Consider the following 25,693-nt stretch of genomic DNA (forward strand, 5'->3'; position numbering starts at 1 on the left):
GCGGGAGTGGCGTAAGCGATTGCTTTGCAGTAGGAAAATGGGTGTCTAGACCAGTCCTTCAGCGAGGCAATTTATGCCACGGACCACACCCGCCGGGAGCGATGATAGCGCACCGGGATTTTCGTTTCCAGCGGTTGGCGGCAAGAAGGTCACAACCGCGTTCGACGGTGGCCGGCTGACCTCTGACGGCGGCGTTCTGCTGCTGGCGCAGGCCGAGCGCGCGATGGGGATCTGCCGGCAGCTTGCTGCGTGCATCGCCGATCCGCGTGACCCGACGCGGGTGATCCATCGCCTCGATGACATTCTGCGTGCCCGTGTGTTCGCGATCACGTGTGGCTATGAGGACGCCGATGATCTCGATGCCCTGCGCGACGATCCGGGCTTCCGCCTGGCGCTGGGCAAGTTGCCGGGATCGGGCGCGGGGCTGGCCAGCCAACCGACGATGAGCCGCTGGGAGAATGCACCGACCACGCGTGAACTGGCCCGGATGATGGTCGCGATGATCGGCGTTTACTGTGCCAGCTATCCGGCCCCACCGGCGGCGGTGACGCTGGATATCGATGACACGTGTGATGTCGTGCACGGCTATCAGCAGCTCTCGTTCTGGAACGGACATCACGGTGAGCGCTGCTTCCTGCCGATCCATGTGTACGATACCGCGAGCGGGCGGCCGGTGGCGATGCTGCTGCGCACTGGCAAGACGCCGTCGGGTGCCGAAGGTGCCGGCCACATCCGGCGCCTGGTGCGTCATATCCGCCAGCACTGGCCCGATACCCACATCACCATCCGCGGCGATGGGCACTACGCCCGTCCCGAGATCATGGCGTTCTGCGAGGCGGCCGGGGTCGATTACGTGTTCGGCTTGCCGACCAACGCCGCGCTGCGGGCCGATCCGGCCATCGTTGCCGTCGCCGATGCCTGCGCGGTCAAGCGGGCCCAGGCCCAACATCCGGTCCTGCGCAACTATGTCGAGACCCGCTACGGCGCCAAAAGCTGGAAGAGCCAACGCCGCGTCGTCGCCCGGATTGAGGCCAGCACGCTGGGCATGGACATCCGCTATGTCGTCACCTCGCTGACAGAAGGCTCGCCCGAGCACATTTACGACACGCTCTATTGCGCGCGCGGCCAAGCCGAAAACCTGATCAAGCGCCACAAGACCCAGTTGGCCAGCGATCGCACCTCGTGCCGCTCGGCCAATGCCAACCAGATGCGCCTCATCCTGCATACCGCCGCCTACTGGCTGATGTGGCGCGTCCAGCAGGCCATCCCCAAGGCCACCTCTCTGGCCACTGCCGAGTTCGCAACGCTGCGCCTGCGGCTGCTCAAGGTCGCCGCCCGCGTCATCGAGACCGCCTCGCGCATCCGTGTCGCCTTCGCGTCAGCATGCCCCGACGCCGGCGTGTTCAAAGCCATCGCCACCAGTCTCCGGCCAGCGCCGACATAGCCAGCGCGGCTGTGCCGCACAAAGCCCGAGCCATCGCCCATCAACCTCGAAAAGCCATCGGTTTTGCTGCGGCGAAAAACGCCGCCGAAACCGCGCGCCCGGATCACGCGGCCACCGACACATCAAACCCGGCACGCCCCAGTGCAGCGGGCTCATGAATAAGCCGGGCTAGGGCGAAGCGCACGAAGCGTCGATGAGCCATGTTCAGGTTTCCACCAATCAATTTCATCCACTTGCGCACGAGCCGCCCATGACATTGCCTTCGGGGATGGCTAAGGCATTCACGCAGCGGCCACCCTGCCCGCGCGGATGTTCTATCGAGGGGCTGTGACAGGCACGTTTCTGCTGTTTCCGGGGCTTGTCGCCGCGTCGTTGGTGCTGGACGGGCTGGTTCGCCCCCGGCGGGGCGGCGATGCGCGTTGGCCTTTGCGCAGCGCGGCCGGCATGGTGTTGCACATGCTGCTGGTCGCCAGCGGCTTCGGGCTGTTCCTTGCCGTCTGCGGCAATCCGCTGGCCTCCGCGATCCTGACGCTGGCGCTGGTGGCGCTGTTCACGGTTGTTTCCAACGCCAAGCACACCATGCTGGGCGAACCGCTGGTGTTCTCCGACCTCGTGCTTGTCGGCGCGGTGTTGCGCCATCCGCAGTTCTATCTGTCGGCGTTGAGCCCGGTGCAAAAGGGTGTGCTGATCGCCAGCGGACCGGTGCTGCTGGCGCTGTTCGCGTGGCTATTCGTCGGCGACATCGGTGCCCATCTGGCCGGCGCGGTGCTGCTGGCGGGCAGTCTGGTGCTGTTGCGATGGGTCATGGCGATTCCGCCATGGCGCGATCTTGCATCGGCGCCTGATCTGGACGGGGACGTGCGCCGCCATGGCTTGCTGGCAACTCTGCTGCTTTATTGGCTGCGCTGGCGCGCGACGGCCAATCCCGCGCCGCGTGCTCACCCCGAGGTGGCGATTGGAAGGACGGCAGCCGAACCTCCGCTGGCGGTGATCGTGCAATGCGAATCCTTCGCCGATCCCGTGGAGCTGTTCGGCGATCCGGCGCTGGAATTGCCGGGCCTGGCCCGCGCTCGTTCGGTCGCCTGGCAATGGGGAGATCTCAACGTCAGCGGGTTCGGCGCCTATACCATGCGCACCGAATATGGCCTGATCTTCGGTCGCGATGAAGAGGAACTGGGCTTCCGCCGGTACGATCCGTTCCTGACCGCGGTGGGCGAAGCCTCGCACGCCTTGCCGGCCCGCCTGGCCGGGCGCGGCTGGCGGAGTCTGTTCCTCCACCCGCATGACCTGCGCTTCTACAACCGGCACCGCATCATGCCCGCCGCCGGGTTCGCGGAGATGGTGGGCGAAGAGCATTTTACGCAACCTTTGGCAGGAGAGGGGCGCTACGTAACCGACGCGGCCATGGCTGGAACGATTGGCGATCTGGCACGAAAGGCCACGGAAGCAACGGTGCTTTACGCCGTGACGATCGAGAATCATGGCCCCTGGGCACCCGAGGATGGATCGGGGCCGCGCGATCTCGTTTCCTCCTATCTGCGCCTTGTGCGCAACAGCGATGCGATGCTGACGGCGTTGCTCGATTCGCTCGGCGGGCTTGGCCGGCCGGCGGTCCTCGTGTTCTTCGGCGATCACCGCCCGAGCATTCCTGGCGTTACCACACCCGGGCCAGTGCGCCACACGCCTTACGTGATCGTCCGTCTCGATGCCTCCGGCGCGGTGGTGGAGGGGGAGCGGCGGCGCGTGGATCTGACCCCGGCGCAGCTCCATCACGCGGTCCACGATCTTCTGGCTACACTCCCGGCGGCGTAAGCGCGCGCAGTAACCGATCGCGCAGGAAACGCGGCAGGATCGCCGAGATGAGCCGGAGCAGCCCAAACGGCCAGGGCAGTATAAGGTGGGCCTTTCCGCGCGCCGCTGCCTTCGCGATCAGGGCGGCGGCTCTGTCAGGTTGCAGAATCAGCGGCTTGGGGCCGGGAACCCGCCGAGCCGCTGCCGTATCGATGAAGCCGGGGGATACGAGCGTCACGGATACGCCGTAAGGCTGCACACCGATGCGCAGCGCGTCGGTGAAGCGGGCCAGACCCGCCTTCGATCCGGCATAGGCTGCCGCGAAAGGCAGTGCGTGATCGGCGGCGGCCGAACCGATCACGACGATCGCGCCGTGCCCGCGAGCGGCCATCGCTTGGGCGCAACGGGCGGCCATGGCCGCTTGCGCCACGAAATTGACCTGCCCCAGACGGGCGACCTGCGCGGCGTCTTCCACCATGGCGCCCTCGGCGCGGACATCGCCACAGCCAGCCGCGAACAGGGCGAGGCTGAACGGCTCCTCGGCCTCTTCGCGCGCCAGAGCGTCCAGCGCGGCATCGGTGTCGGTCAGATCAAGCGATTGGGTACCCAAGGCGCCCGCGCCGAGCTCCAGGCAAGCTGCGGCGACGGCATCGAGCCGGCCACTGTTGCGCCCCCACAGCGAGAGCCGGGCGCCCGCGCGGGCATAATGCCTCGCGAGGGCGCCACCCAGTTCGCCCGATGCGCCCACGACAAGAACCCGGCCTGTCTGGGGGGCAGGAACAAAACTGACATCAAACCGTATAGGGCTGGCCATATAGGGGTGTAATCCTGAGTCCTAACCAAGGGCGAACCCGTGGATTTATGCAATTTCTACTGCACTGCACACGCGCCAATACCGCATTTTCAGTGGGATGGCGGTTTGGGCATCCTGTCGTCCGGAGGGGTGCATTCGCCTATTTTGGGGACTTTAGACTCTTGACACTTGGAGGCCTGTCCTGTCCAGAGTCAAGGTTATGACAGCCCGGAGTTCGCATCTGCAACCGATCAGATTGTTTCGGAACGCGTGGCTTGAAAAGCTGACCGTGGTTTCCCCCGTCGCTTTCGGCGTGATCTGGGGGATGTTTCTCCCCTTCCTGGTTTGGATGGGCTGGGGCACCGTCAGCGTGGCTGCCGCGTTCAGCCTGGTCGTGGGCGGGCTGTGGCTGTGGACGCTGTTCGAATATGCCATGCATCGCTTCCTGTTCCACCTGCAGCTGAAGTGGAAGCCGCTGCAGGCTTTCACCTTCATCATGCACGGCAATCATCACGCGAGCCCCAATGACCGGTTGCGCAACATGATGCCACCGATCGTGAGCGTGCCGATCGCCGCGGCGGTGTGGTATGCCTGCGTCTCGATGGTCGGACCGGGTGGGGACTGGCTGTTCCTGGGCTTCATCTCGGGCTACGTGGTTTACGATTTCACCCATTTCGCGTGCCATCAGTGGCCGATGCGCGGGCGCATGGCACGGGCGATCAAGCAGCACCACATGCGCCACCACCACATCAGCGAACATGGCAACTACGCGATCACGACACCGCTGTGGGATCGTCTGTTCGGAACCGCGATCACCTCGACCAAGACGGGGAATTGACGCTCAGGCGGTCGGCTGGCGGAGGCTGGCGATCGCCTGTTCGACAATATCCATATGCTCGCTCCACAGCGGCTTGTGCCATTGCCCAAGCCGTGCCTTCTGCGCGGCGTGGGCCGGGCCGGAGCGGGTGTGGTCAAGGATCATCGCCTTCCAGCCGGAGCCATCGAGCGGATCGAGGTAGTCGGGCGTGTTGCCGCCCACCTCGCGCAAGGCGGGAAGATCGCTGCAGATCGCCGGCACGCCCAGCGACAGCGCTTCGGCAACGGGCATCCCGAATCCTTCGGCGAACGAGGGCATGAGCAGCGCGCGGGCGCTTGCCAGCAGCGCGGCCATCCGCTGGTCGGAACAGCCGTTGATTTCCTCGACATGGCCCTTCAGCGCTGGGCAGCGCTCCAGCAGGTCCACCACCTGTTCGTTTTCCCAGCCGCGGCGGCCGATGATCACCAGGCGCGGCACGTCCGGCGCCGGCATCGTTTCCGCCAGGTGGCGCCACAGGTGCAGCAGCAGCAGGTGATTCTTGCGCGGCTCGATCGTGCCGAGGCACACAAACGCGGGCCGCTCCGCCGAGGTCGCTGGAGTGGCTGGGGCGGTGAGGTCTTCGGTGCCCAGCAAGGCGACATGCGTGGCGATCGCCCGGCCGCTCCGTTCGATCCACGGGCGCAGCGACCGGCCGGTGGCAGCCGAATTTACGATTACCGCATCGGCACAGGCGACCACCGTTTCCATGCGCTGCCGATGCAGCGCCGCGCCCGAAGGACGCGCATATTCGGGAAATTCGATCGGGATCAGATCGTGCACCATGCACAGGAAGCGCGCCCGTTCCCGCCGTAGAATGCGGCGCACCTGCGTCTGGCGGGTGAGGTGATGGGGTGAGACCTGGATATAGACAGGCGGCACCGGGCCGGACGGGGCCGGCGGGCGATGCGGCCACAGCGCCGCCATCTGCGGCAGGACAGAGGGCAGGGAGCGCTGGTGCGGATCGTCGGCTTCCTGCGTCCAGCGACGTTCCAGTTCGTCGAGATAGGCGATGGCCTGTGCCCGCCGCAGCCGGCCGTAGAGGCCGGAGGGATGGACGGCGGCGAAGGCCAGCCTATCACCATAGCGCTGCAACAGGCCGCGCGCGTAGGCGATCTCCACCCGGTCCACGCCCGACGGCGTATTGTGGCGTACGCGCGAGATCAGGCGCGAGATGTCGAGAATGACGGCGGTCATCGCCACATCGCCATGAACCGCCCCTGCCAGCGGCGCAAGGGCGCCACCCAGCCCAGCCGGTTGGGCGCGTGGTTTTCCGCCATGCGCCGCACCAGCACTTCGGGCGGACAGGGGAGGCTAGTGACGGGATCGAGATAGCGGGGGTAGAGGATCAGCACCCCGGCGACGAGTTCGTCGAGCGTCAGCGCGCGCCCGCGCCGGTCCGGCACCGTGCCCAGATCGCGGGTCAGCCCCCAACCGGCGTAGAACGGCGTGCCATGGCATGTCACCGCGCGCCCGCGCATCAGCGCCTCGAACCCAGTCAGCGAGGTCAGCACATGCACGGCATCGACCACGTCGAGCAGCGGGGCCATGCCGCCTTCGCGCACGATACGGTCGGCCAGTTGCAGCACCTCCCCATCGGGCACCGCGCCCTTGCGGTGCCCGGCATCGACATCGGGATGTGGCCGGAACCAGATTTCCGCATCCGGCTCCAGCGCGCGGACGCGGCGCAGCAGCTCCAGATTGGAATGCAGCCCGCCGCCGCCGGCCAGCACCGACATGTCGTCCTCGACTTGCGCAGGCACCAGCACAAGCCGCCGCCCTGGCTGGCGGGGCGGCGCGGATGAGGCGCCGCCGGTGGAATACTTGCTGATCCCGGCGGCCACGATCGTCTCGCGCAAGCCGCGCGCGCGTTCGATCAGGTCGGGCGCGAAGCGGGTGGTGGCGAGAATCGTTTCAAGGTCGCTGGGGCTCGAAGGATCGAAATGAATGCCCTGGCGGTCCACCACGATCGAGGAGGGGGGCACCAGATTGCTGCCGAGGCCCACCGAGCGGACGAACCCGTCCTCCACGCGCACGAGCGGCACGCCCTTGTCTGCGGCTGCGGCCAGCAGCGCAGGCGATACACGCGATGGCCAGATGGCTACCTGACCGTCCTGCCGTTGCGCCAGACCCAGCGCGCGGGCGGGGCGCGAGACGATCCGCAACGGTTGGCCGGGGCACCAAAGGAAGCGACGGATTTCCTCCCGCTTCCACCACGCCATGCCGCAGGCCGCGACGATGCCCCGGTTGCCGTCGATGATCCGGCGCCATTCGGCCAGGGTCATGATCGTCGCGAAGAGGGTCGTGGCATCGCCGGTAAACGGATCGCGAAAGCAAGGTGTGGTCAGCGCGCGCAGGGCGGCCGTTTCCAGCTCGGCCTGCCCGTCGCCCGGTGCGCCGAAGGGGCCGGGCGACAGAACGCGCACGGGTACGCCGGCGATGCACGCCAGGGCGACCCATTCGTCATCGCCGTGCGCGACGAGCAAGCCCGCGCCGTCGAGTGCGGACCACGGATCGGTTGCATCCGCGCGAGCGGGTGTGATCCACAGCGCCTCTGCCGCTTCCTGCTGGTTAAGACCGCTGGCCAGCGTTGCGGCTTCACCGGGCGAGCGGGGGCGCAGGACGACCGTGGCAGGGCGCGAAAGCGCGGCGGGCCTTTCCCAGAACGCGCCGCCGACTCGCGCCGCGCGGATACGGGCGAACAGAGCCGCCGGATCGCTGTTTTCCGGCGACGCGGAGGCAATGCCGGCGATCGTGACTCCTGCATCAAGGCCCGGAAACGGCGGCGCGCGCAGCAAGGGCTGGGGGGCGGTCGCGCTCAAGGGCGCTGGCCCCACACGGGAACTTCAAGCCTACCGTCCGAACTGCGGCGGATCATGCCATAGCCGCCAGTGGGCAGCTTCAGCGAAGGCAGCGCTGCGGCAGCCTCGCGCAAGGCCGGATCGGCGAGCAGCGCAAAGCGGGCGGCGCCGTTGCTGGTCACCAGCAGCACCGGGGTATCAGGATCGGCGGGTGGGCGCGCAAACAGATCCGCCCAGGCCGCGATGCGCGCGGGCGCATTCACGATCCATCCGGACGGCGGTTCGGCGGCGTGGTCCCATGCGTGCAGTGCAGCGTGGCCGATTCGCGCCAGCACGGCGTCCTCGGTCTTGTTCTCGTCCGGTCCGTGGTCGATCTCGGCAAGGAAATCGGCGGGCTCGGGCGTGATGGCCGTGCCTTGCGCCGCCAGGACGGGCGCTGCAGTCTGATGGGCGCGGAGCAGCGGAGAAACCAGCGCGCGGCCGAAACGCCAGCCCAGTTCGGCGAAGTGGTCGCCCAGCCGGCGGGCCTCCTGTTCGCCTTCGTCAGTCAGCGGAAGATCGGTGCGCGCGCCGATGCGGCGCGGCGCTTCCCCGGCGGCAAAGGTTTTGCCGTGGCGGACGATGACGAACACGGGGCGTTTACGCGGGATAGGGATCGCCGAACCGGGCGATGGCCTCTTCGGCCAGCGTCAGGTCTGCGGGCGTGTCGATTCCGGAAAGGACATGCGGAGGGACGTCCACGGCGATCGTGTCGATCGCCCATCCATGTTCGAGGAAGCGCAACTGTTCCAGACCTTCCAGTTTTTCGTACTGGCTGGCCCGCGCCGATGCGAACCATTCCAGGGCCGGGAAGCTATATCCGTAAAGGCCAAGATGTTGCCAGACCGGAGAAAGCGGTTGTGCCCGCAAACCGTCTTCGCCGCGCAGGGCCGGCAGGATCGTCTTGGAAAACCACAGCGCCCGGCCATCGGGCGCTCTCACACAGGTCGTGCCGCTGAAAGGCGCCGTCTGCTTGTGCGCGCGCAGGCGGTCGAGCCGGGGCCAGTCGAGCTGGAATACCGGGGTGACGACCGCGGCCGTCCGCTGGCGCAGGACGTCCAGCAGCCCGGCCACGATCGCGGCGGGGGTGAACGGGGCATCTCCTTGAAGATTGACGACGAATGCGGGCGGCGACTGGCGCGCACGTGCCGCCGCGAAGGCGCGGACGGAGCCGGAATCGAGATCGGTCGGGGTCATGGCGACATCGACGCCAAGGTCGCGGCCATGCGCGGCGATCCGTTCGTCATCGGTCGCCACCACGACCTCGCAATCGCCGGCCTGTGCCGCCGCCGTCCGCGCGATGGCCACGACCCGGTCCAGCAGCGTTCGGCCGGCGATGGGCAGCAAAGGCTTGCCGGGCAGGCGGGTGGACCCGAAACGGGCAGGGATGACGATGATGTCCGGACCGAAATCCTTTCCGGAAACGGCTCCTAAGTCAGGCAATGCCGGCCCTGACGATATCGTGCATGTGCACCACGCCCACCAGCCGTTCGCCTTCGATCACGAACAGCACGGACACCGCGTTTTCGTTGAGGATGCGCAGGGCGTCGGAGCAGAGCATGTCGGGCGATACCGTTACCGGATCGGGCGACATGTGCAGGCCGATCGCATCGTTCAGGTCATGCACCGCGATGCAGCGGCGCAGGTCCCCATCGGTGAAGACGCCGATCAGCCGCTCGGCATCGTCGACGACCGCCGTCGCGCCATAGCGCTTGCGGCTCATTTCCAGCGTGGCGCCCGACAGCGTCGCGTGCCGGGTGACCTTAGGGATCGCGCTGCCGGTGCCCATGACGTGTGCCACGGTGGAAAGCTGCGCACCCAGCCGGCCGCCCGGGTGGAACACCCGGAAGTCGGAAGGGGTGAAGCCGCGCGCTTCGATCAGCGCCACCGCCAGCACATCGCCCAGCACAAGCTGCAGCGTGGTGGACGATGTGGGTGCCAGATCGTTGGGGCAGGCTTCGCGCACCTGGGGCAGTTCCAGACAGATGTCTGCGGCCCGCGCCGCCGAACTGTCGGGATGCGCCGTCGCCACGATCAGCTTGGAGCCGAGGCGGTGGCAATAATCGAAGATGTCGCGCAGTTCGGCGGTTTCGCCCGACCAGGTGATGGCCAGCACGACATCGCCTTGCGTGATGACACCCAGATCGCCGTGGCTGGCTTCGCCCGGGTGGAGAAACACCGACGAGGTGCCGGTCGACCGCAGAGTCGCGGCGATCTTGCGGCCGATATGTCCGCTCTTGCCCATGCCGCTGACGATGACACGGCCCTTGGTCTGCACCATGGCATCGATCGCCATGTCGAGCGAGTGCCCGAATCGCTGCGTCTGCAGCACGCCTTTCAGGGTCTTCAGCGCCTGAAGCTCGATCTCCAGCGTTTTCAATGCGGAAGCCGTGTAAACCGGCCGGAAATTCTCGATCTTCATTTCCACCTTGGTTCTCTACACTTTTCCCGAAGGCATTTGCCAAGTGCCGTGTGTAGCGGGCGTTTTGCATGTATTTCAGGTATTTGTAACAAGAGAAATTGCCAAAATGTTCCCGCTTATCCATGAGGGCAAGAACGCTGAAATCAAGTTAATTTATGTCTGAAACGGGCGGCTCTGTCCCGGCTTTCGAAAGGTGGCGGAATTCCTCATGCGGCTTTGTGAACGCGACATCGGTGCTGATTCGAAGCTTTTCGCAATCGCCGGCCCCTGTGTGATCGAGAACGAACATCTTACCCTGAGCGTGGCCGAGCGCCTGGCCGCCATCGCCGACAAGCTGGACCTGTTCCTGATTTTCAAGAGTTCCTTCGACAAGGCGAACCGCACTTCGGACCAGTCGTTTCGCGGGCTCGGCATAGACGAAGGCTTGCGCATCCTGGAAAAGGTCCGCGAACGGACCGGGTTGCCCGTGCTGACCGACGTGCACGAAGCAGGCCAGGTCGCCGCGGTGGCGCAGGCGGTGGACGTGCTCCAGACGCCGGCGTTCCTGGCGCGGCAAACCGATTTCATCGCCGCCGTTGCCGCATCGGGCAAGCCGGTCAACATCAAGAAGGCCCAGTTCATGGCGCCCGGCGACATGCGCCAGGTGGTGGCCAAGGCCCGCAACGCGGCGCGCGCGGCGGGGCACGAGACCGATGCCTTCCTGCTATGCGATCGTGGCACCTCGTTCGGCTACAACACGCTGGTGTCCGACATGCGCGGCCTCGCCATCATGGCGGAAACCGGCTGCCCGGTGGTGTTCGACGCCACCCATTCGGTCCAGCAGCCCGGCGGCCTCGGCGAACGATCGGGCGGGCAGCGCGAATTCGTCCCCCTGCTCGCCCGCGCGGCCGTGGCGGCGGGAATCGCCGGCCTGTTCATGGAAACGCACCCCGATCCGGACCAGGCCCTGTCGGACGGTCCCAACGCCCTGCCGCTCGACGCGTTCGAGCCGCTGATGCGGCAGCTGCTGGCGATTGATGAGGTGGTGAAGGGGTGAGTGCTGCAGCGCTATTTGGCTGGTGCGCTGGTGACTGGCCGACTCGCTACGCCGCTGTGTCGAAGCACACGGATTAACCGCTCTGCAGTGCATCCAGTATGGTCTGCGTTGCGTCCTGCCAGCTGGAAGAAGGCGCGGTGACCGCAATACCGCCGGCCCGGATATCTTCGATCCATGAAGCAATTGCAGCCGCAACTGCCGTCGGCCCTCCGTTGGCGGGAAAGTATCGGACACCGAGCTTTTCGTGCTGGCGAAAGATTGGTAAGTCCCGCGCCAGAACAGGCTTCCGGTATCCCAGCGCTTCGATCAGCGGTAGGCCGAAACCCTCCGCGAGCGATGCGATGATCACGCCTTGGCTGCCTTGGTAGATCAACTCGAGTTCGTCATCGTCTACGTCATCCAGCCACAGCAGCTTTTTGCCGAATTCCGGATGCGACAGGATCTGTTCGCGCAGGTCGCCCACGCGCCAACCCATGCGGCCGACTAGCACGAGTCGATCACTCGCCCCCTTTCGCCACAATTCGCTGTAAGCTGCCAGGATATCGGCATGACCTTTCCTTGGCTCCAGCGTCCCGACGATCAGCGTGAAGGGGGCGTTGAGTTCTGGTCTGCCATGCAGGTCTCGGTGCTCGATACGACCGGATGGCACGGATTGCATGATGTCGTGCCCCATAGGGATAACGACCGAATGATAGCCCGATGATAAACCGAACCGATCTTTCATGACGGTTGCAAGCTCCGCCTGCGTCTGCGGGGAAATGCAGAAAAAGCCGTCCGCTATTCCGGCAATAACCTCCAACCATGCCTTGTAGCGGATAACATTGTTAGGAGAAAACCATTCTGGCCGCTGTACTGGCAGCAGGTCACAGACCAGAAACCACAGGGCGCCTCCGTCCTGCTTGAATTGCGCCAATTGTTGGCGGTGCCTGCGAACGGCGTCGAGCGAAAAATCGAGCCCCAAGAAAACATCGCCAGGACGCCCCCGGATTTCAGCCTTCTTCAGCATGGCACCGTTGGGCCACGAGATCAGGTGATAGGCGCTGCGGCGGAATGCCGAGACGAAGCGGACGTCCCATTGCGAACCGGTCTCGTTCAACAAGGCAAGAGCCAGTCCCCGCACCACGCGCTGTATGCCTGTGCCGGCGTCGTCGCGACTTATTACGGCAAGGTCAATATATAGGTGGCGAGCGCCGGAACCGTTGCCGCGCGGGGCCGCGTGCCCGCTCAGTTTCGAACGACGCCGTCGCACCCGCCAACCGCGAAGCCCTTGCCCAATCAGGGCTTGATCAATCCGGTACGGCAGCAGATCGATAAACGGGCGCAAGGCAATCCGGGCCATGCGACCTGCGCCTAGTTCCGGGATATGACCGCAGCAGTGGTTGCTGCCGGTAATACCGTGGAGAAGATCACGTTCAGGAATTTCTGGATATCCGCCAACGGCGCATTGGACACGTACAGGACATCCTTGTCGCGGATGGGAAAACTCTGTGCCGTGAAGAACGTTGCCGGATCCTTCAGGTTGACCCGGTAAATGACCGGCACCTTTCCATCGGGCGTGGTCTTGGCTGACGCGCGCTCTTCTGGCGAAAGCGCAGCTGGATCTTCCATTCGAAAGATAAATAACCCCTTCACATCAGCCCGCGCGTCCTGGAGACCGGCGATGCGTCCCAAGGCTTGGGCCAAAGTAAGCCCTGTCGCTTCGAACGGCACTTCTTCATTGCGCCCAACCGCACCCAGCGCGGTAAAGCTATAGGGCTGGTATCTTACGGTAAGAACGTCTTCCGGACGAAGCCGTACGTTTTGTCGCGGATCGCTGATCACGGTGTCCAGGGGCAACGAAGATACTTTGGCGTCGCGCGATATCTGAATAGTGATCTTGCTGACCGGCTGCTTGACGCCTCCCGCGACCGCCAGCACATCAAGCACGCGTTCGCCCCTTGCCGTCAGGGGGACTCGGGTGCTGCCAACGCCATCGCCGATGACCGTAACATTCGCTGCTGCATTGCGCACCAGGCGCACGATCGCCTGCGGTTCGTGGGCCTTGCCAATCAGCCGACGTGTTATCTCGCGTGCAATCTCCTGAGGCGTGCGCCCGTCCGCGGCCACTCGTCCCACGAAGGGGATAGTGATCTGACCATCACTATCCACCATCTGTTCAGGCAGCGACGTTCCGCGCGCGGTCGAGCCCGATGAGGTCAGTTGTGCGTTCCCCCCTGCAGCACCAAAAAGCGCGGCAGGCGGTGCTTCCCATATGCCAATATCCAGCACGTCTCCCTTGCCCACTACGGCGCCGATCGGCTGCCCCTCGCCAAGCGTCTCGGAAAACAGCGCTTCACGCTTTTGGGCGAGGATATTGCGCGTTACAGCGTCCGTTACATCGACAATTTTGATTCCGGCGCCTGCAGCCGAAGGCGCTCCTGCTGCGCGGCTCACACCTCGGCTCGACGGCCCGGCAGCGGGCAGTGTCGCGCAACCAGAAAGGGCAAGCGAAAGAGTTGCCGCCACTACGGTACGAGATGAAAGCTTGGAAAGCGCGATCATGAAACAGCCCGAAATATGAGATTATGCGATGACAGGAATTTGGAGAGCCCTATGGCGCAAGCGGATGGCTTGATCAAGGAAGGCGATCCGTACCCCCGTTTGCGCCAGGTGCCGCTGCTCTCCAGACTGGACGTGCATTGCACCAAAGGCTAGTAGCAGGCTTCCAAGCGCCGGGGCATCCGGAGCGTTCGTTTAACGTGTGATCGTTTCGTGAAGTTTGGTGGAATCGCGATAAGTTGATTGCGTGCAGTCAGGATGCTCTGGAGCCATTTTCCAGAACTGAATCATAATCGGCGGAATGAAATTATTTATTTATGAGAAATTTCAAGATTAGACCACTGTTTTTAATCACAGTTGTCGTGCCAACATTTCTGGCAACTCTATATTTTGGAATTTTTGCATCAGACGTTTTTATATCTGAATCAAAGTTTCTGGTCCGCAGTCCCGATAAGCCAGCCCAGACCGGGTTAGGCGTGCTCCTAAAGAGCACAGGTTTTGCAAATGCGGGTGACGAGATCTATGCGGCGCATGATTATGTCCTGTCGCGCGACGCTCTTGAAGCGCTGAATCATAACAAGGCCTATGTGAACGCTTACAGTGCCCCATCGATTTCCGTCTTCGATCGGTTTTATTCGTTCGGAAATTCGACTTTTGAGGATTTGTACAAATATTACCAGAAGAAGGTGGACGTAAAGCAGGATACTACGTCTTCGATCGTCACGCTGACGGTTCGAGCCTACACCGCGAAGGATGCGCAGCGCTTCAACGAGCAGTTGCTCGAAATGGCTGAAGCGACGGTCAACAAGCTCAACGAGCGCGGCCGGAGCGATCTGGTTCGGTTCGCTGAGCGGGAAGTTTCCGAAGCGAAGGAAAAATCGCAAGCCGCGGCTCTCGCGCTTTCAGCCTATCGCAACCAGGCTGGGGTAATTGATCCTGAAAAGCAGGCAACCGTCCAGATACAGATGGTCAGCAAACTTCAGGATGAGTTGATCGCCACACGCACCCAGTTACGTGAACTGCGGACGATCGCGCCGAAAAATCCCCAGATTGAAGTTCTTCAAGCGCGCGCTAGCGAAATATCTTCGGAAATTGACGAGCAACTCGGCGTGATAACCGGGAGCAGCAAATCGCTTTCGTCACGCGCGGCGCGCTATCAGCGCCTCCTGCTGGAAAGTCAGTTCGCCGATAAGCAGTTGGCTGGCGCGATGGCTTCTCTGGAAGAGGCGCGGAATGAGGCTCGCCGCAAGCAGGCCTATGTGGAGCGCATCGTCCAGCCCAATACGCCCGATGATCCGCTGGAGCCGCGCCGGCTGCGCGGTATATTTTCGACTTTCATCCTCGGCCTGGCCGCTTGGGGCATCATCAGCATGCTACTCGCAGGGATGCGGGAACATCAGGACTGAGGTCTTCGTGAGATGAATTCTTTGCCAACGTCCTCGCTAGCCAACAGCGCCGCAATCCAGGGGCGCGTTATTTATGCGTTGTTGATGCGCGAGATTCTGACGCGTTATGGTCGGCATAACATCGGATTTCTCTGGCTGTTCGTGGAGCCGATGATCTTCACCACGGGCGTCACGATCCTGTGGACGCTTTCCAAGGCAGTTCATGGCTCGACGTTGCCGATCGTGGCGTTCGCGCTTACCGGCTATTCCAGCGTGCTTCTGTGGCGCAACATGCCTTCCAGGTGCATAGGCTCGGTGGAGCCCAACCTTGCCTTGATGTACCATCGTAACGTGCGTGTTATCGACATTTTCCTCGCGCGCCTGCTTCTGGAAGCGGGGGGCGCGACGATCTCGTTCGTCACGCTTAGCATATTCTACATCTATATCGGTTGGCTTGATCCGCCGATCGACGTTCTGGCAGTGATCAGAGGCTGGCTTATGATTGCCTGGTTCGGGGCGAGCCTGGCAATGTTGCTCGGCGCGCTTGCTGAGAAGACAGAGCTTGTCGAGCGCCTCTGGCATCCGGTTTCCTACATTGCCTTCCCCCTTTCCGGAGCGGCTTTCATGGTCGATGCACTACCGCAAGCCGCGCAGAAGTATATTCTCTACGTTCCCATGGTGAACGGCGTGGAAATGGTGCGCGAAGGCTATTTTGGAAACGCGATCAAAGTGCACTATGATTTTCCCTACATGATGGCGTGCTGCCTGGTACTGACTCTCCTCGCGCTGTCCCAAATCGCCGTGATCAACAGGGAGATCACGCCGGAATGATTTCGGTCGAACACGTACACAAGGTTTACCCCACCCGAGCGGGTGACAGGGTTGTGCTGAAGGATGTCTCTTTCACGCTGGATCGCGGAGAGAAGCTAGGTATTCTGGGCCGTAATGGCGCCGGCAAATCTACACTGATCCGTCTTGTTAGCGGCGCTGAGCGTCCGACTTCCGGCACCGTTACGCAGACGATGTCGGTGTCATGGCCGCTTGCCTTCGGCGGTGCGTTTCAAGGTTCGCTGACCGGGCTAGACAATATTCGCTTTATCAGCCGGATTTACCGGCAGGACTATCGTAAGAACATCGATTTTGTCGCCGATTTTACCGACTTGGGCATCTATCTACGCGAACCAGTACGCTCCTACTCGCAGGGCATGCGCGCCAGACTCGCATTCGCAATCTCGATGATCATTGAATTTGATTGCTACTTGATCGACGAAATCACAGCAGTGGGCGACGCCAGTTTCCACGAACGATGTGAAACCGAGCTGTTCCAAAAACGAAACGACCGCGCCATGTTGATCATCTCGCATGATGTCAACTATGTTCAACACCATTGCCAGCGCTTCGCCGTGCTGAACGACGGCGACTTGATATTTTATGACGAGTTTGAGCACGCGTATGAAGCGCACAGTCGAAACCTTCATCTGCACGGTCGTGAAGAAGCTTGAATCGCTTGATTTCCTTGGAGTGTTTTAATGAAAAAAACTGCCCTAATCACCGGGGTAACCGGGCAGGATGGTAGCTATCTCGCTGAACTCCTTCTCGAGAAGGGCTATCAGGTTCATGGCATGATCCGTCGATCTAGTACGGTCAATACGTGGCGCATTGATCACTTGCTCGAAGAACAGAGCGAAGACCGCTTCTCGCTGCACTATGGCGACTTGTCGGATGCCAATTCGCTACGGCGGTTGATCGACCTGACGCAGCCGGATGAGATTTACAATCTCGCTGCCCAAAGCCATGTGCGCGTGAGTTTCGATCAACCCGAATACACCTGTGATGCCACCGGCACCGGTGTGCTTCGGCTCTTGGAAGCAATTCGTGCGTCAACGCAGTACGCTCCGCAAACTATTCGCTTCTACCAGGCGGGTTCGAGCGAGATGTTTGGCTCAGCCAAGCCCCCGCAAAGCGAAGATACCCGTTTCGAACCGCGTAGCCCTTATGCGTGCGCCAAGGTTTATGGCCACTATCAAACCGTGAACTACCGTGAAAGCTACGGAATGTTCGCCAGCAACGGTATTCTGTTCAACCACGAGAGCCCGCGCCGCGGCGAAATGTTCGTCACGCGCAAGATCACGCTCGCGGCCGCTCGCATCAAGCTGGGCCTGCAAAAGAAGCTGTCGTTGGGCAATCTCGATGCCAAACGAGACTGGGGCTTTGCGGGCGATTACGTCGAGGCGATGTGGCGCATGCTCCAGCACGATCGGCCCGGCGACTATGTGGTTGCGACGAACAAAGCCATTTCGATCCGCGAATTTTTGGCCCTGTCTTTCGAACCGCTAGATCTGGACTGGCAGGATTTCGTCGAGATCGACGAGCGCTTTTATCGTCCAGCCGAAGTTGACTACCTGCTCGGCGACTATAGCAAGACAGAGCGTGACCTCGGTTGGAAGCCGACACACGATGTGGCGTCGCTGGCGCGGATGATGGTGGAAAGCGATCTGCAACTCGCCAAGCGCGAAAAACATCACCGCAACTTCGATGAGCTTGAGGCGACGATTGGCCAGTAAGCCCGGCCTTCTGGTCACGGGGGCGTCCGGCTTCGTCGGACGCCACGTCATTGCGCAAGGTCGTACACGGTTCTCTGTTGTCGCAACAGGGCGCGGTGGCCGGCCTGATTGGCTGCCCTCCGAAGTTGATTGGTGTTCGGCCGATCTGCTCGATCGCGCCTCCGTGGCACGGCTTCCCGGCGATCTGCCTTATGTGCTCCATCTGGCGAGCGAGACAGTACCGTCGCAGTTCTCCAGCTACGCCCCGTTGCTGGACTCGGTCGAGATGACGCTGAATCTCTGTCGGCATTTGCGCTCCGGCCGAATACTTTTCGCCAGTTCCTGCCTTGTTTACGCGGCCAGCCGCGAGCCAATGACCGAGTTTAGCCCAGTCGATCCGCGCGGCGGATATGGTATGGCGAAGGCGCTATGTGAGGAGATTGTCGTTCGTTCCGCCCGCTCCCACGGTCGGGGCGGCGCGGTGGAAACGCTTATCGCGCGGCCCTTCAATCACATCGGTGCCGGGATGAGACCCGACCTTGTTATCCCCGCGATCGTGCGCCGCGTTCGCGAGGCACCGCGTGGTGGCACGATCGCAATGGCCGGGCTGGACAGTGTACGAGACTTTCTTGACGTAGAGGACATTGTTGAGGCTTACTTCTCACTGCTCGGCCTGCCTGCGCCAGCGGAGCGCACCTTCAACGTGGCAAGCGGACGGGCAACTTCCATCGGCGATGTGGTGCGGGCCGTCGCTCGGGTGTTGGACAAGCCGATCGGCGGCGTAAGCTTTGCTGCGAGCACCAACTCGGCGGACGACACGATTGCGGTGGTGGGCAATGCTGATCGCCTTCGCAAGTTAACCGGCTGGGCGCCTCTTAGCAGCCTTGATGACAGCTTGCGCAAGGTGGTTGCCGCGATGGCTGAGAGCTGATCGACGACTTTGGCCAACCGCAAACAGTTAGACGCTGCAACAAGGGCAACAGAGAGGACGTGTACCGTGCCCGCTGACAATATCTCTTCGGTTCTCGACCTGCTTGCCCTACCGTTGCCCGATTTCGTCGACGCCGCCTACCAACTCATGCTCGACCGCGCGCCCGACTCCTCCGAAAAGAAGTCGCAGTGCGGATCGCTTCGCGCCGGGTTGGGAAGGACGCGGTTCCTGGGCGACCTCGCGCTTTCCGCCGAATTCCGGCAGCGGCGCGATGGTGAGCTGCGGGGGCAAAGCGACAGTGCGTTTCTTGAACAGGTCTATCTTCGATACCTTGGCCGGCAGATCGATCCGCAGGGGATGGACGCGTATCTACGCTTTCTCGCCCGTGGGAAAAGCCGCAAGCGCGTCATTCGGCAGGTTGCACGCTCGCGAGAGGCGCAAACACGGCGCACGACATGGTTCGAACTGGAGCAACTGTTGGCCGACGAACTGGCGCAACGACATTGGCTGCGCCGTTGGATAGGCCAGTATCGCCGCGCGGAGCGGTTGCGCAACCGCATGGTCGAAGTCGCACTACTCCAGGGTTCGCTGAAGACGGTGCCTAATGATGGGGCCGCGCGCTCCGGCATCACATCGCCGGTCGACGTGCCCCTGGACACTTTCGCCACGCTTGGCTTGGGCGCGCGACGCGTGATCGGCCGCGCACGCCAGATATCCCGGATGGCATGATGCGTATCGTCATCGATCTTCAGGCCGCGCAGGGCCCTAGTCGCCAACGCGGGATAGGGCGTTATGCCATGGCGCTCACCCGGGCGCTCGCACGGCAACGGGGCGAACACGAGGTATTTGTCGCGCTGGGAGACCTGCTTCCCGAAACCATCGCGCCGGTTCGCGCGGTGCTTGCTGATCTCGTGCCAGCGGAGAACATCGTCGTATGGTCCGCGCCGGGCCCCGTCAACGCTGCCGACCCGCTCAACCAGGCGCGTCGCGAAAACGCCGAACTCCTGCGCGAAAGCGCGCTGGCACGCGTTGATCCCGATTTCGTGATCGCGAGCTCGCTGTTTGAAGGGTTCAGCGAAGACATCGTTACCAGCATCGGCCGGCTGAGCACCGCCATACCGACAGCCGCCATCCTCTATGACCTAATTCCGTTGATCCATCGGCAGGTCTATCTTGCCAACCCGCTGATCGAACGCTGGTACGAGAACAAGCTGGCGCACTTGCGCAACGCGGACCTGCTTCTTGCGATCTCGGAATCCTCTCGACAGGAGGCGATTGCCTGGCTTGCCTCCGGGGCTGACGAGGTGGTGAACATCTCGACTGCGGCCGACGATCATTTCACGCCGGCCCCTGTAAGCGCGGATATTCGCGCAAGTCTGGCCAGCACCTACGGCCTCGATCGGGCCTTCGTGATGTACACGGGCGGGATCGATCATCGCAAGAATATCGAACGGTTGATTCAGGCCTTTGCGCTCCTGCCGGAAGGCGTTCGAACGGAACACCAATTGGCGATCGTATGCGCGGTGCAGGAAAGCGAACGTGTCCGACTGTTGAAACTGGCCCGGGACGAGGGCCTCGCAGACGGCGATGTCATCCTTACCGGCTTCATCCCCGAAGAGGACTTGCTGGCCTGCTATCGCAGCTGCCAGCTGTTCGTGTTCCCTTCATGGCATGAAGGTTTCGGCCTGCCTGCCTTGGAGGCGATGAAGTGCGGCCGGGCGGTAATTGCTGCTGATCGGTCGGGACTGCCGGAAGTCGTGGGTTTGGAAAGCGCCCTGTTCGACCCGTTTGATGTTGGCGCTATAAGCGCTAAGATGCTTCAGGTGCTGACAGACACCGACTTGAGAGAGAATCTGGAACGTCATGGGCTGAAGCAAGCGCGGAAGTTTAGCTGGGATCGAACTGCCCTCCGCGCTTGGGACGCGCTTGAGCGGGCCCATGCACAGCGCACACAAGCACAAGCTTACCGTGCCGTGATCAACCGCCCTCGCTTGGCCTTCGTGTCGCCGGTAGCACCGCAAGCCAGCGGCATAAGCGACTACAGCGCTGAACTTCTACCTGAACTGGCCCGTCATTACAGGATCGACGTCGTCACGCCCCAGGGGATGTCCGACAACGCATGGATCCGGGGAAACTGTGGCATTCTCGATATCGAACAGTTCCGCCGCCGTGCGAACGAATTCGATCGCGTGCTGTACCACTTTGGCAACTCGCAGTTCCATGCGCACATGTTCGACCTTCTGCACGACATACCTGGCGTGGTTGTGCTGCATGACTTCTTCCTTTCCGGCATCATCGCCCATCTCGATAATGCCGGTGATCTGCCGGGTGTTTGGCCTCGCGCGCTGCTGGCATCCCATGGCTGGCCGGCGGTGGTGGAGCGTTTCAAGGCTGCGGATCCCGATCAGGTCATCTGGAACTATCCGTGCAACCTGCAGGTGCTGCAGGATGCGCTGGGCGTCATCGTTCATGCCGATTATTCCAGGCAACTAGCCCGCGCATGGTACGGTGATCGCGCAGCGAAAGACTGGCGCCTGATCCCGCACCTGCGCCAGCCGATCGCCGTGGACCGCACCGCCGCGCGCCAAGACCTCGGGATCGCTCCCGACGATTTCGTCGTGTGCAGCTTTGGTCACATAGCCCAAACCAAAATGAATCACGTTCTGCTGGAGGCATGGCTGGCCAGCCCCCTGGCGCGCGACCCACACTGCCGCCTTGTCTTCGTCGGGCAAAGCGACGGAAACCGCTACACAGCCGATCTCGAACGGCTTGCCCGATCGCCAGCGGCGGGCGGCCGCGTCGAGATCACAGGCTGGGCCGACCAGAGCAAGTTCCGGCGCTGGCTGCATGCCACTGACCTTGCGGTGCAACTCCGCACTTTATCTCGCGGAGAAACCTCCGGTACTGTGCTCGATTGCATGAACGCCGGTGTGGCCACGATCGTCAACGCCCACGGCGCAATGACGGAACTGCCCCGTGATACGGTCTGCATGCTGGATGATGGCTTTACCGCAATAGATCTTTCCGTCGCGCTGGAAGCCTTGTGGCGGGACGTTGATCAGCGGGCCGCCATCGCCCGGCAGGGCAAGGCGTATATCGCGGAAAATCACCAGCCACGCGCGTGCGCGCGCCGCTACCACGAGGCTATCGAGCATTTCTATGCGCGCGCCGGCGCCGGCGAGCACGGATTGCTACGCGAACTGGCAAAAAAATGCTGCTGCCGATTCACAGCGCGATTGGGCTGCGCTGGGAGCAGCGATCGCGCGAAACTTGCCCGCTCACCCGCGGCCCCGACGGCTGTTCGTAGACGTGACGTCCCTGCGGGACGCCGAGAAAGACAGCGAAAGTGATCTCGTCTCGCTTAGGCAGCTATTGCTGGAACCGCCTGCAGGATGGATGGTGGAGCCGATCCATCTGGACGACTCCGTCCGGCGCTTCCGCCACTCGCGAAAGTTCGCATGCGGGCTGGCGGGGGTGCCGTCGGGCTGGTGCGAGGACGACGTTGTGGAGCCAGCGGCTGGCGATGCTTACGTGAGCATGGATGCGCTGGAGGAATGCGATGAACGGTTGGCTGTCGCGCAGAGTTGGTATCAGCGTGGGGTTATGGAAACTTCTTGCGCAGCAACTCAGTTCTCGGCTGCGATAGAACATTTCTAGAGCATCTTCCGGTGTGGGGAAATTTAATTGAGGAACCACCTAAAGCAGAGGTGTAATTATTTCGGAGGATATTTTAATTTTCATATAATGCCGAATTCATAATATTTTCATTTGAGTATTCTTAATATCCAAGTTGCGCCGCCACTCTAAGCGCCCTTTCCTGAGATCTGTATAATTTTTTTAGTATGTCACGACGATTCATGGCGCCTTGATCGAGCCAGCTAACTTCCAGGCTTAAAAACGGTTCCTGAGGCGCTCTACCTAGCCCGGCCTATTCATGAGACTGAGGTTCCGGGCTTGTTGGGTGGCGATGCGTTTTCGGTGATGTGATCCGGACGAGCGCCTCTGGCGGTGTTTTTCACCGCGGTGGGATCGATGGGCTTTTCGGGGTTAATGGAGGGGGGCTTGCGGTTCGGCGGCACGGCCGCGCGGGCTATGTAGGAGCAGGCCGAAGGTTGGTGGCGACGGCCTTGAACGTGGCGGCATCGGGGCATGCTGACGCGAAGGCGATGCGGATGCGCGTTGCGGATTCAATGACGCGGGCGGCGACCTTGAGCAACCGGAGGCGGATCGTTGCGAACTCGGCGACGGCAAGCGCGGCAGATTTTGGGATTTCTTGCTGGATCCGCCACAGGAGCCAGTAGGCGGCGGTGTGCAGAATGAGGCGCATCTGGTTGGCATTGGCCGAGCGGCACGAGGTGCGATCGCTGGCGAGCTGGGTCTTGTGCCGCTTGATCAGGTTTTCGGCCTGGCCGCGGGCACAGTAGAGCGTGTCGTAGATGTGCTCGGCCGAGCCTTGGGTCAGCGAAGTGACGACATAGCGGATGTCCATGCCCAGCGTGCTGGCCTCGATCCGGGCGACGACGCGGCGCTGGCCCTTCCAGCTTTTGGCGCCGTAGCGGGTCTCGGCATAGTTTCGCAGGATCACACGCTGCTCCTCGGCCCGCTTGACCGCGCAGGTATCGGCGACGGCGACGATGGCGGGATCGGCCCGCAGCGCAGCGTTGGTTGGCAGGCCGAACACGTAATCGATGCCGTACGCCTCGCAGAACGCCATGACCTCGGGGCGGCCATAGTGCCCGTCACCGCGGATGGTGAGGTGGGTATCGGGCCAGTGCCGGCGGATGTGACGCACCAGACGCCGGATGTGGCCAGCAGCTTCGGCGCCAGATGGCGTCTTGCCGGTGCGAAGCAGCATCGCCACCGGCCGGCCACTGGCGGTGTCGTAGACGTGGATCGGCAGGAAGCAGCGCTCGCCATGGTGCCCGTTCCAGAACGAGAGCTGCTGATAGCCGTGGACGACATCGCAGGTGTCATCGATATCCAACGTCACCGCCGCCGGCGAAGTGGGATAGCTGGCGCAGTAGATATCGATCATGGCGGCCATCAACTTCGCCAGTTCGCGCGTGGTCGGCGCGTTCTCCCAGCGGCTCATCGTGGGTTGGCTCGCAAGCCCGGCACCGGAGCCCGGCAGCTTGCCCAGCGCCAGGCGGAAGCCGGGATCGTCGCGAAGGGCGTCGAGATCGTCGGCATCCTCGTATCCGCAAGCGATCGCGAACACCCGGGCGCGCAGGATGTCGGGCAGCGCATGGATCACCCGGCCAGGGTCACGCGGGTCGGCTATGCAAGCGGCAAGCCGACGGCAGATGCCCATCGCGCGCTCAGCCTGTGCCAGTAGCAGGACGCCGCCGTCCGAGGTCAGCCGACCACCATCAAAGGCGGCTGTGACTTTCCGGCTGCGCACTGCTGGGAATCGGAATGGGTTTGCAGTATCGTCGGTCATGGCGGGGTGGCCTGTGGCATCTTCTGCCCTGCGGCAGGTTCGGCTTAGACACCCAGTTCCTAATTCAGATCAGAGGCTTATGCCACTCCCGCCAACCCTCTCGGCCCAACGCGGTGAATAAGCCGGGCTAGGGCCTGTTCATATGCTGCTACAACAAAATCGTGATCGGAAATATCCGACGACTGATCCGCTAGCGCACTCCAATCCTCAACCTTTCTGCCGTGCACGAGAATGATCCAGTCAAGATGATGAATCAATTCGTCAACCTGAAATCCGGCTGCGGCTAAATATGTACGCAAAGTTACTTCAGTGAAGCCAGTGTGATGATAGTCGCCATCGTGAGCTTGATTGCCATACATGAATATCGAGCATTTCCAATGGTTTAAAAAACTTTGATCTTCGCGCATCAAATCAACGATAGCCAATACGTTGGACGTTTCGACCTCAATATGCGCTCCTATGGTCATAAGATCCGACCACTCAAGCAGCGCATTTACAGTCTCGCTTCGGTGAATATGTTCCAGAACATCATAGGCAATGAGGTGATTGAAAAACTTTCTCGGAAGTTGGCTGAAATTATTATCTGTTATTAGGAGGTCAGGTTTACAATTCGGATCCATGTCGACATTTAAAAAGCCAGGTCTCTTATCAAAGCCGCATCCAATGTTTATTTTCTTCGGAAGGTCATTGATCACAGCAGAAAATCCTTTAGCGAACGATAATTCTACAATTTCATCGAATTACGCCAGTACTGCCCACCATCGCGCGTAGTCCAGCCTACCGCGTCAGGGCGCTCTCGCACATAACTGAACTTAGTGGGTCGCTCTCTCTCTAATATCCATCCATGGGCGTGAAGCAGGTCAATCAACTGACCTTCTATTTTTCGGGAGTGCGTTCCTATGAAAATAGCTCTAACATTGCGGTTCAACGTGTCAATCCCCGCAGAAAGCACATCGTACTCAACGCCTTGCACATCAATGAGCACAAGATCCCAGATGTCATCCCCCAGAATATCGATCAATGGGTGAGAGATTACTTCCTCATGCTCAATCTCACGCCCCAGATAGTCCACCGTCAAGTTTGCATCGGCAGCCTGTCCGCCATTTTCCATAGGATTTCTAACCTTTGGAAAATATAAAACGCCTTTTTGAGTCCCCACGGCGCCCTTTATAAGCTGCACATTGGCACTCGCTACATCCACAGCGTTTTCAGCCAGATGCAGCGGTATCAATTCATAAAGATAGCTGCTGGCTTCCACGGCCACGAATCGCGTATTGGTTCGACCGGATCGTCTGGCTAGCACGGCGCCAAGGCAGGTCCAGGGAGCGTAGGACGCGCCCAGTTCGGCCATCTTGAACGTATCCGCAGCGGCCAGTTCGAGGCTATGCAGCGTTGCGTAGTATTCTATGGCCTCCGCCCGCAATGAATCGTCAGGGAGGGGAATCTGGCCAAGCACGACATTGTCGTAGTGCTGCGCCCAGGGATGCAAAAACGAACTTGTCCTTATACCCAGAAAGTCCGTGATTTTCCCAGGTGCTGGTGATGAATGCTGCACATAGCGTTCGAAAAGCCCGATATCGGAAGGCTCCCACCCTCCAAAAAAATCTTCACCTAGAACACTTCGAGCTTCAACTGCAGCATTTGCCCGAGCCGATACAGTCGTATTCATCATCGTTA

Annotated in this window: 22 protein-coding genes; 11 read left to right on the forward strand and 11 right to left on the reverse strand. The window is 61.9% G+C overall.

The window, feature by feature from the left end:
• The first annotated feature begins 73 nt into the window (after nt 1–73).
• Entirely contained in the window at nt 74–1,444 is a 1,371-nt protein-coding gene (locus tag F1640_RS12720) for an IS1380 family transposase (RefSeq protein ID WP_066763960.1), read from the forward strand.
• Nucleotides 1,445–1,771: 327 nt separating this feature from the next.
• Complete coding sequence (locus F1640_RS12725; protein ID WP_309229256.1) at nt 1,772–3,256, forward strand: LTA synthase family protein; 1,485 nt, start codon at nt 1,772–1,774, stop codon at nt 3,254–3,256.
• On the opposite strand, the gene F1640_RS12730 is transcribed toward F1640_RS12725, so the two are convergent.
• A complete protein-coding gene (locus F1640_RS12730; RefSeq protein WP_194919514.1) occupies nt 3,237–4,049 on the reverse strand; it encodes an SDR family oxidoreductase in 813 nt (270 codons plus the stop codon). The genes F1640_RS12725 and F1640_RS12730 overlap by 20 nt on opposite strands.
• 268 nt (nt 4,050–4,317) lie before the next feature.
• On the opposite strand from F1640_RS12730, the gene F1640_RS12735 reads away from it, so the two are divergent.
• On the forward strand, nt 4,318–4,866 hold the full coding sequence (locus F1640_RS12735) for a sterol desaturase family protein (protein WP_223806679.1): 549 nt from the start codon (nt 4,318–4,320) through the stop codon (nt 4,864–4,866).
• A gap of 3 nt (nt 4,867–4,869) precedes the next feature.
• Here F1640_RS12735 and F1640_RS12740 read toward each other — a convergent pair whose 3' ends face one another.
• From F1640_RS12740 to F1640_RS12760, 5 genes are read right to left on the reverse strand one after another with little or no spacing between them, the layout of a single operon-like run.
• Nucleotides 4,870–6,078, reverse strand: a complete 1,209-nt coding sequence (locus F1640_RS12740) for a glycosyltransferase (protein WP_194919516.1) — start codon at nt 6,076–6,078, stop codon at nt 4,870–4,872.
• Complete coding sequence (locus tag F1640_RS12745; RefSeq protein WP_206694682.1) at nt 6,075–7,703, reverse strand: beta-3-deoxy-D-manno-oct-2-ulosonic acid transferase; 1,629 nt, start codon at nt 7,701–7,703, stop codon at nt 6,075–6,077. The genes F1640_RS12740 and F1640_RS12745 overlap by 4 nt, the downstream gene beginning before the upstream one ends.
• The gene (locus F1640_RS12750; RefSeq protein ID WP_194919520.1) at nt 7,700–8,314 is read right to left on the reverse strand and encodes a histidine phosphatase family protein; all 615 of its coding nucleotides are present in this window, start codon (nt 8,312–8,314) and stop codon (nt 7,700–7,702) included. Before F1640_RS12750 ends, F1640_RS12745 begins: the two co-directional genes overlap by 4 nt.
• A 7-nt stretch (nt 8,315–8,321) precedes the next feature.
• Entirely contained in the window at nt 8,322–9,164 is an 843-nt protein-coding gene (gene kdsB / locus F1640_RS12755) for a 3-deoxy-manno-octulosonate cytidylyltransferase (protein ID WP_194919544.1), read from the reverse strand.
• Nucleotides 9,157–10,143 (reverse strand): SIS domain-containing protein, encoded by a 987-nt coding sequence (locus F1640_RS12760; protein WP_124809919.1) that lies wholly within the window; start codon nt 10,141–10,143, stop codon nt 9,157–9,159. Before F1640_RS12760 ends, kdsB begins: the two co-directional genes overlap by 8 nt.
• A gap of 208 nt (nt 10,144–10,351) precedes the next feature.
• On the opposite strand from F1640_RS12760, the gene kdsA reads away from it, so the two are divergent.
• The gene (gene kdsA, locus F1640_RS12765; RefSeq protein WP_194919546.1) at nt 10,352–11,179 is read left to right on the forward strand and encodes a 3-deoxy-8-phosphooctulonate synthase; all 828 of its coding nucleotides are present in this window, start codon (nt 10,352–10,354) and stop codon (nt 11,177–11,179) included.
• Nucleotides 11,180–11,252: 73 nt separating this feature from the next.
• On the opposite strand, the gene F1640_RS12770 is transcribed toward kdsA, so the two are convergent.
• Both F1640_RS12770 and F1640_RS12775 read right to left on the reverse strand, forming a co-directional pair.
• A complete protein-coding gene (locus tag F1640_RS12770) occupies nt 11,253–12,518 on the reverse strand; it encodes a glycosyltransferase (protein ID WP_194919547.1) in 1,266 nt (421 codons plus the stop codon).
• 11 nt (nt 12,519–12,529) lie between these two features.
• Nucleotides 12,530–13,720, reverse strand: a complete 1,191-nt coding sequence (locus F1640_RS12775) for a polysaccharide biosynthesis/export family protein (protein WP_194919548.1) — start codon at nt 13,718–13,720, stop codon at nt 12,530–12,532.
• Nucleotides 13,721–14,034: 314 nt separating this feature from the next.
• On the opposite strand from F1640_RS12775, the gene F1640_RS12780 reads away from it, so the two are divergent.
• From F1640_RS12780 to F1640_RS12810, 7 genes are all read left to right on the forward strand, one after another.
• A complete protein-coding gene (locus tag F1640_RS12780; RefSeq protein ID WP_194919549.1) occupies nt 14,035–15,123 on the forward strand; it encodes a hypothetical protein in 1,089 nt (362 codons plus the stop codon).
• 12 nt (nt 15,124–15,135) lie between these two features.
• Complete coding sequence (locus tag F1640_RS12785; RefSeq protein ID WP_194919550.1) at nt 15,136–15,933, forward strand: ABC transporter permease; 798 nt, start codon at nt 15,136–15,138, stop codon at nt 15,931–15,933.
• Complete coding sequence (locus F1640_RS12790) at nt 15,930–16,604, forward strand: ABC transporter ATP-binding protein (protein ID WP_194919551.1); 675 nt, start codon at nt 15,930–15,932, stop codon at nt 16,602–16,604. Before F1640_RS12785 ends, F1640_RS12790 begins: the two co-directional genes overlap by 4 nt.
• 27 nt (nt 16,605–16,631) lie before the next feature.
• Entirely contained in the window at nt 16,632–17,666 is a 1,035-nt protein-coding gene (gene gmd, locus F1640_RS12795; protein ID WP_194919552.1) for a GDP-mannose 4,6-dehydratase, read from the forward strand.
• On the forward strand, nt 17,656–18,576 hold the full coding sequence (locus F1640_RS12800) for an NAD(P)-dependent oxidoreductase (protein ID WP_194919553.1): 921 nt from the start codon (nt 17,656–17,658) through the stop codon (nt 18,574–18,576). Before gmd ends, F1640_RS12800 begins: the two co-directional genes overlap by 11 nt.
• A 114-nt stretch (nt 18,577–18,690) precedes the next feature.
• Complete coding sequence (locus tag F1640_RS12805; protein WP_194919554.1) at nt 18,691–19,305, forward strand: DUF4214 domain-containing protein; 615 nt, start codon at nt 18,691–18,693, stop codon at nt 19,303–19,305.
• Nucleotides 19,302–21,926 carry a glycosyltransferase gene (locus F1640_RS12810; RefSeq protein ID WP_194919555.1) on the forward strand — a complete coding sequence of 875 codons (2,625 nt, stop codon included), beginning with the start codon at nt 19,302–19,304 and terminating at the stop codon, nt 21,924–21,926. The genes F1640_RS12805 and F1640_RS12810 overlap by 4 nt, the downstream gene beginning before the upstream one ends.
• A gap of 740 nt (nt 21,927–22,666) precedes the next feature.
• On the opposite strand, the gene F1640_RS12815 is transcribed toward F1640_RS12810, so the two are convergent.
• The 3 genes from F1640_RS12815 to F1640_RS12825 all read right to left on the reverse strand — a co-directional run bounded on the left by F1640_RS12815 (nt 22,667) and on the right by F1640_RS12825 (nt 25,688).
• Nucleotides 22,667–24,016, reverse strand: coding sequence for an IS1380 family transposase (locus tag F1640_RS12815; RefSeq protein ID WP_194917264.1), 1,350 nt, complete (start codon nt 24,014–24,016; stop codon nt 22,667–22,669).
• Between the two features lie 77 nt (nt 24,017–24,093).
• The gene (locus F1640_RS12820; protein WP_194919556.1) at nt 24,094–24,711 is read right to left on the reverse strand and encodes a methyltransferase; all 618 of its coding nucleotides are present in this window, start codon (nt 24,709–24,711) and stop codon (nt 24,094–24,096) included.
• Nucleotides 24,712–24,740: 29 nt separating this feature from the next.
• Entirely contained in the window at nt 24,741–25,688 is a 948-nt protein-coding gene (locus tag F1640_RS12825; RefSeq protein ID WP_194919557.1) for an FkbM family methyltransferase, read from the reverse strand.
• Between the last annotated feature and the right edge of the window lie 5 nt (nt 25,689–25,693).

Source organism: Novosphingobium sp. NBM11, from assembly GCF_015390225.1.
Lineage (GTDB): Bacteria > Pseudomonadota > Alphaproteobacteria > Sphingomonadales > Sphingomonadaceae > Novosphingobium.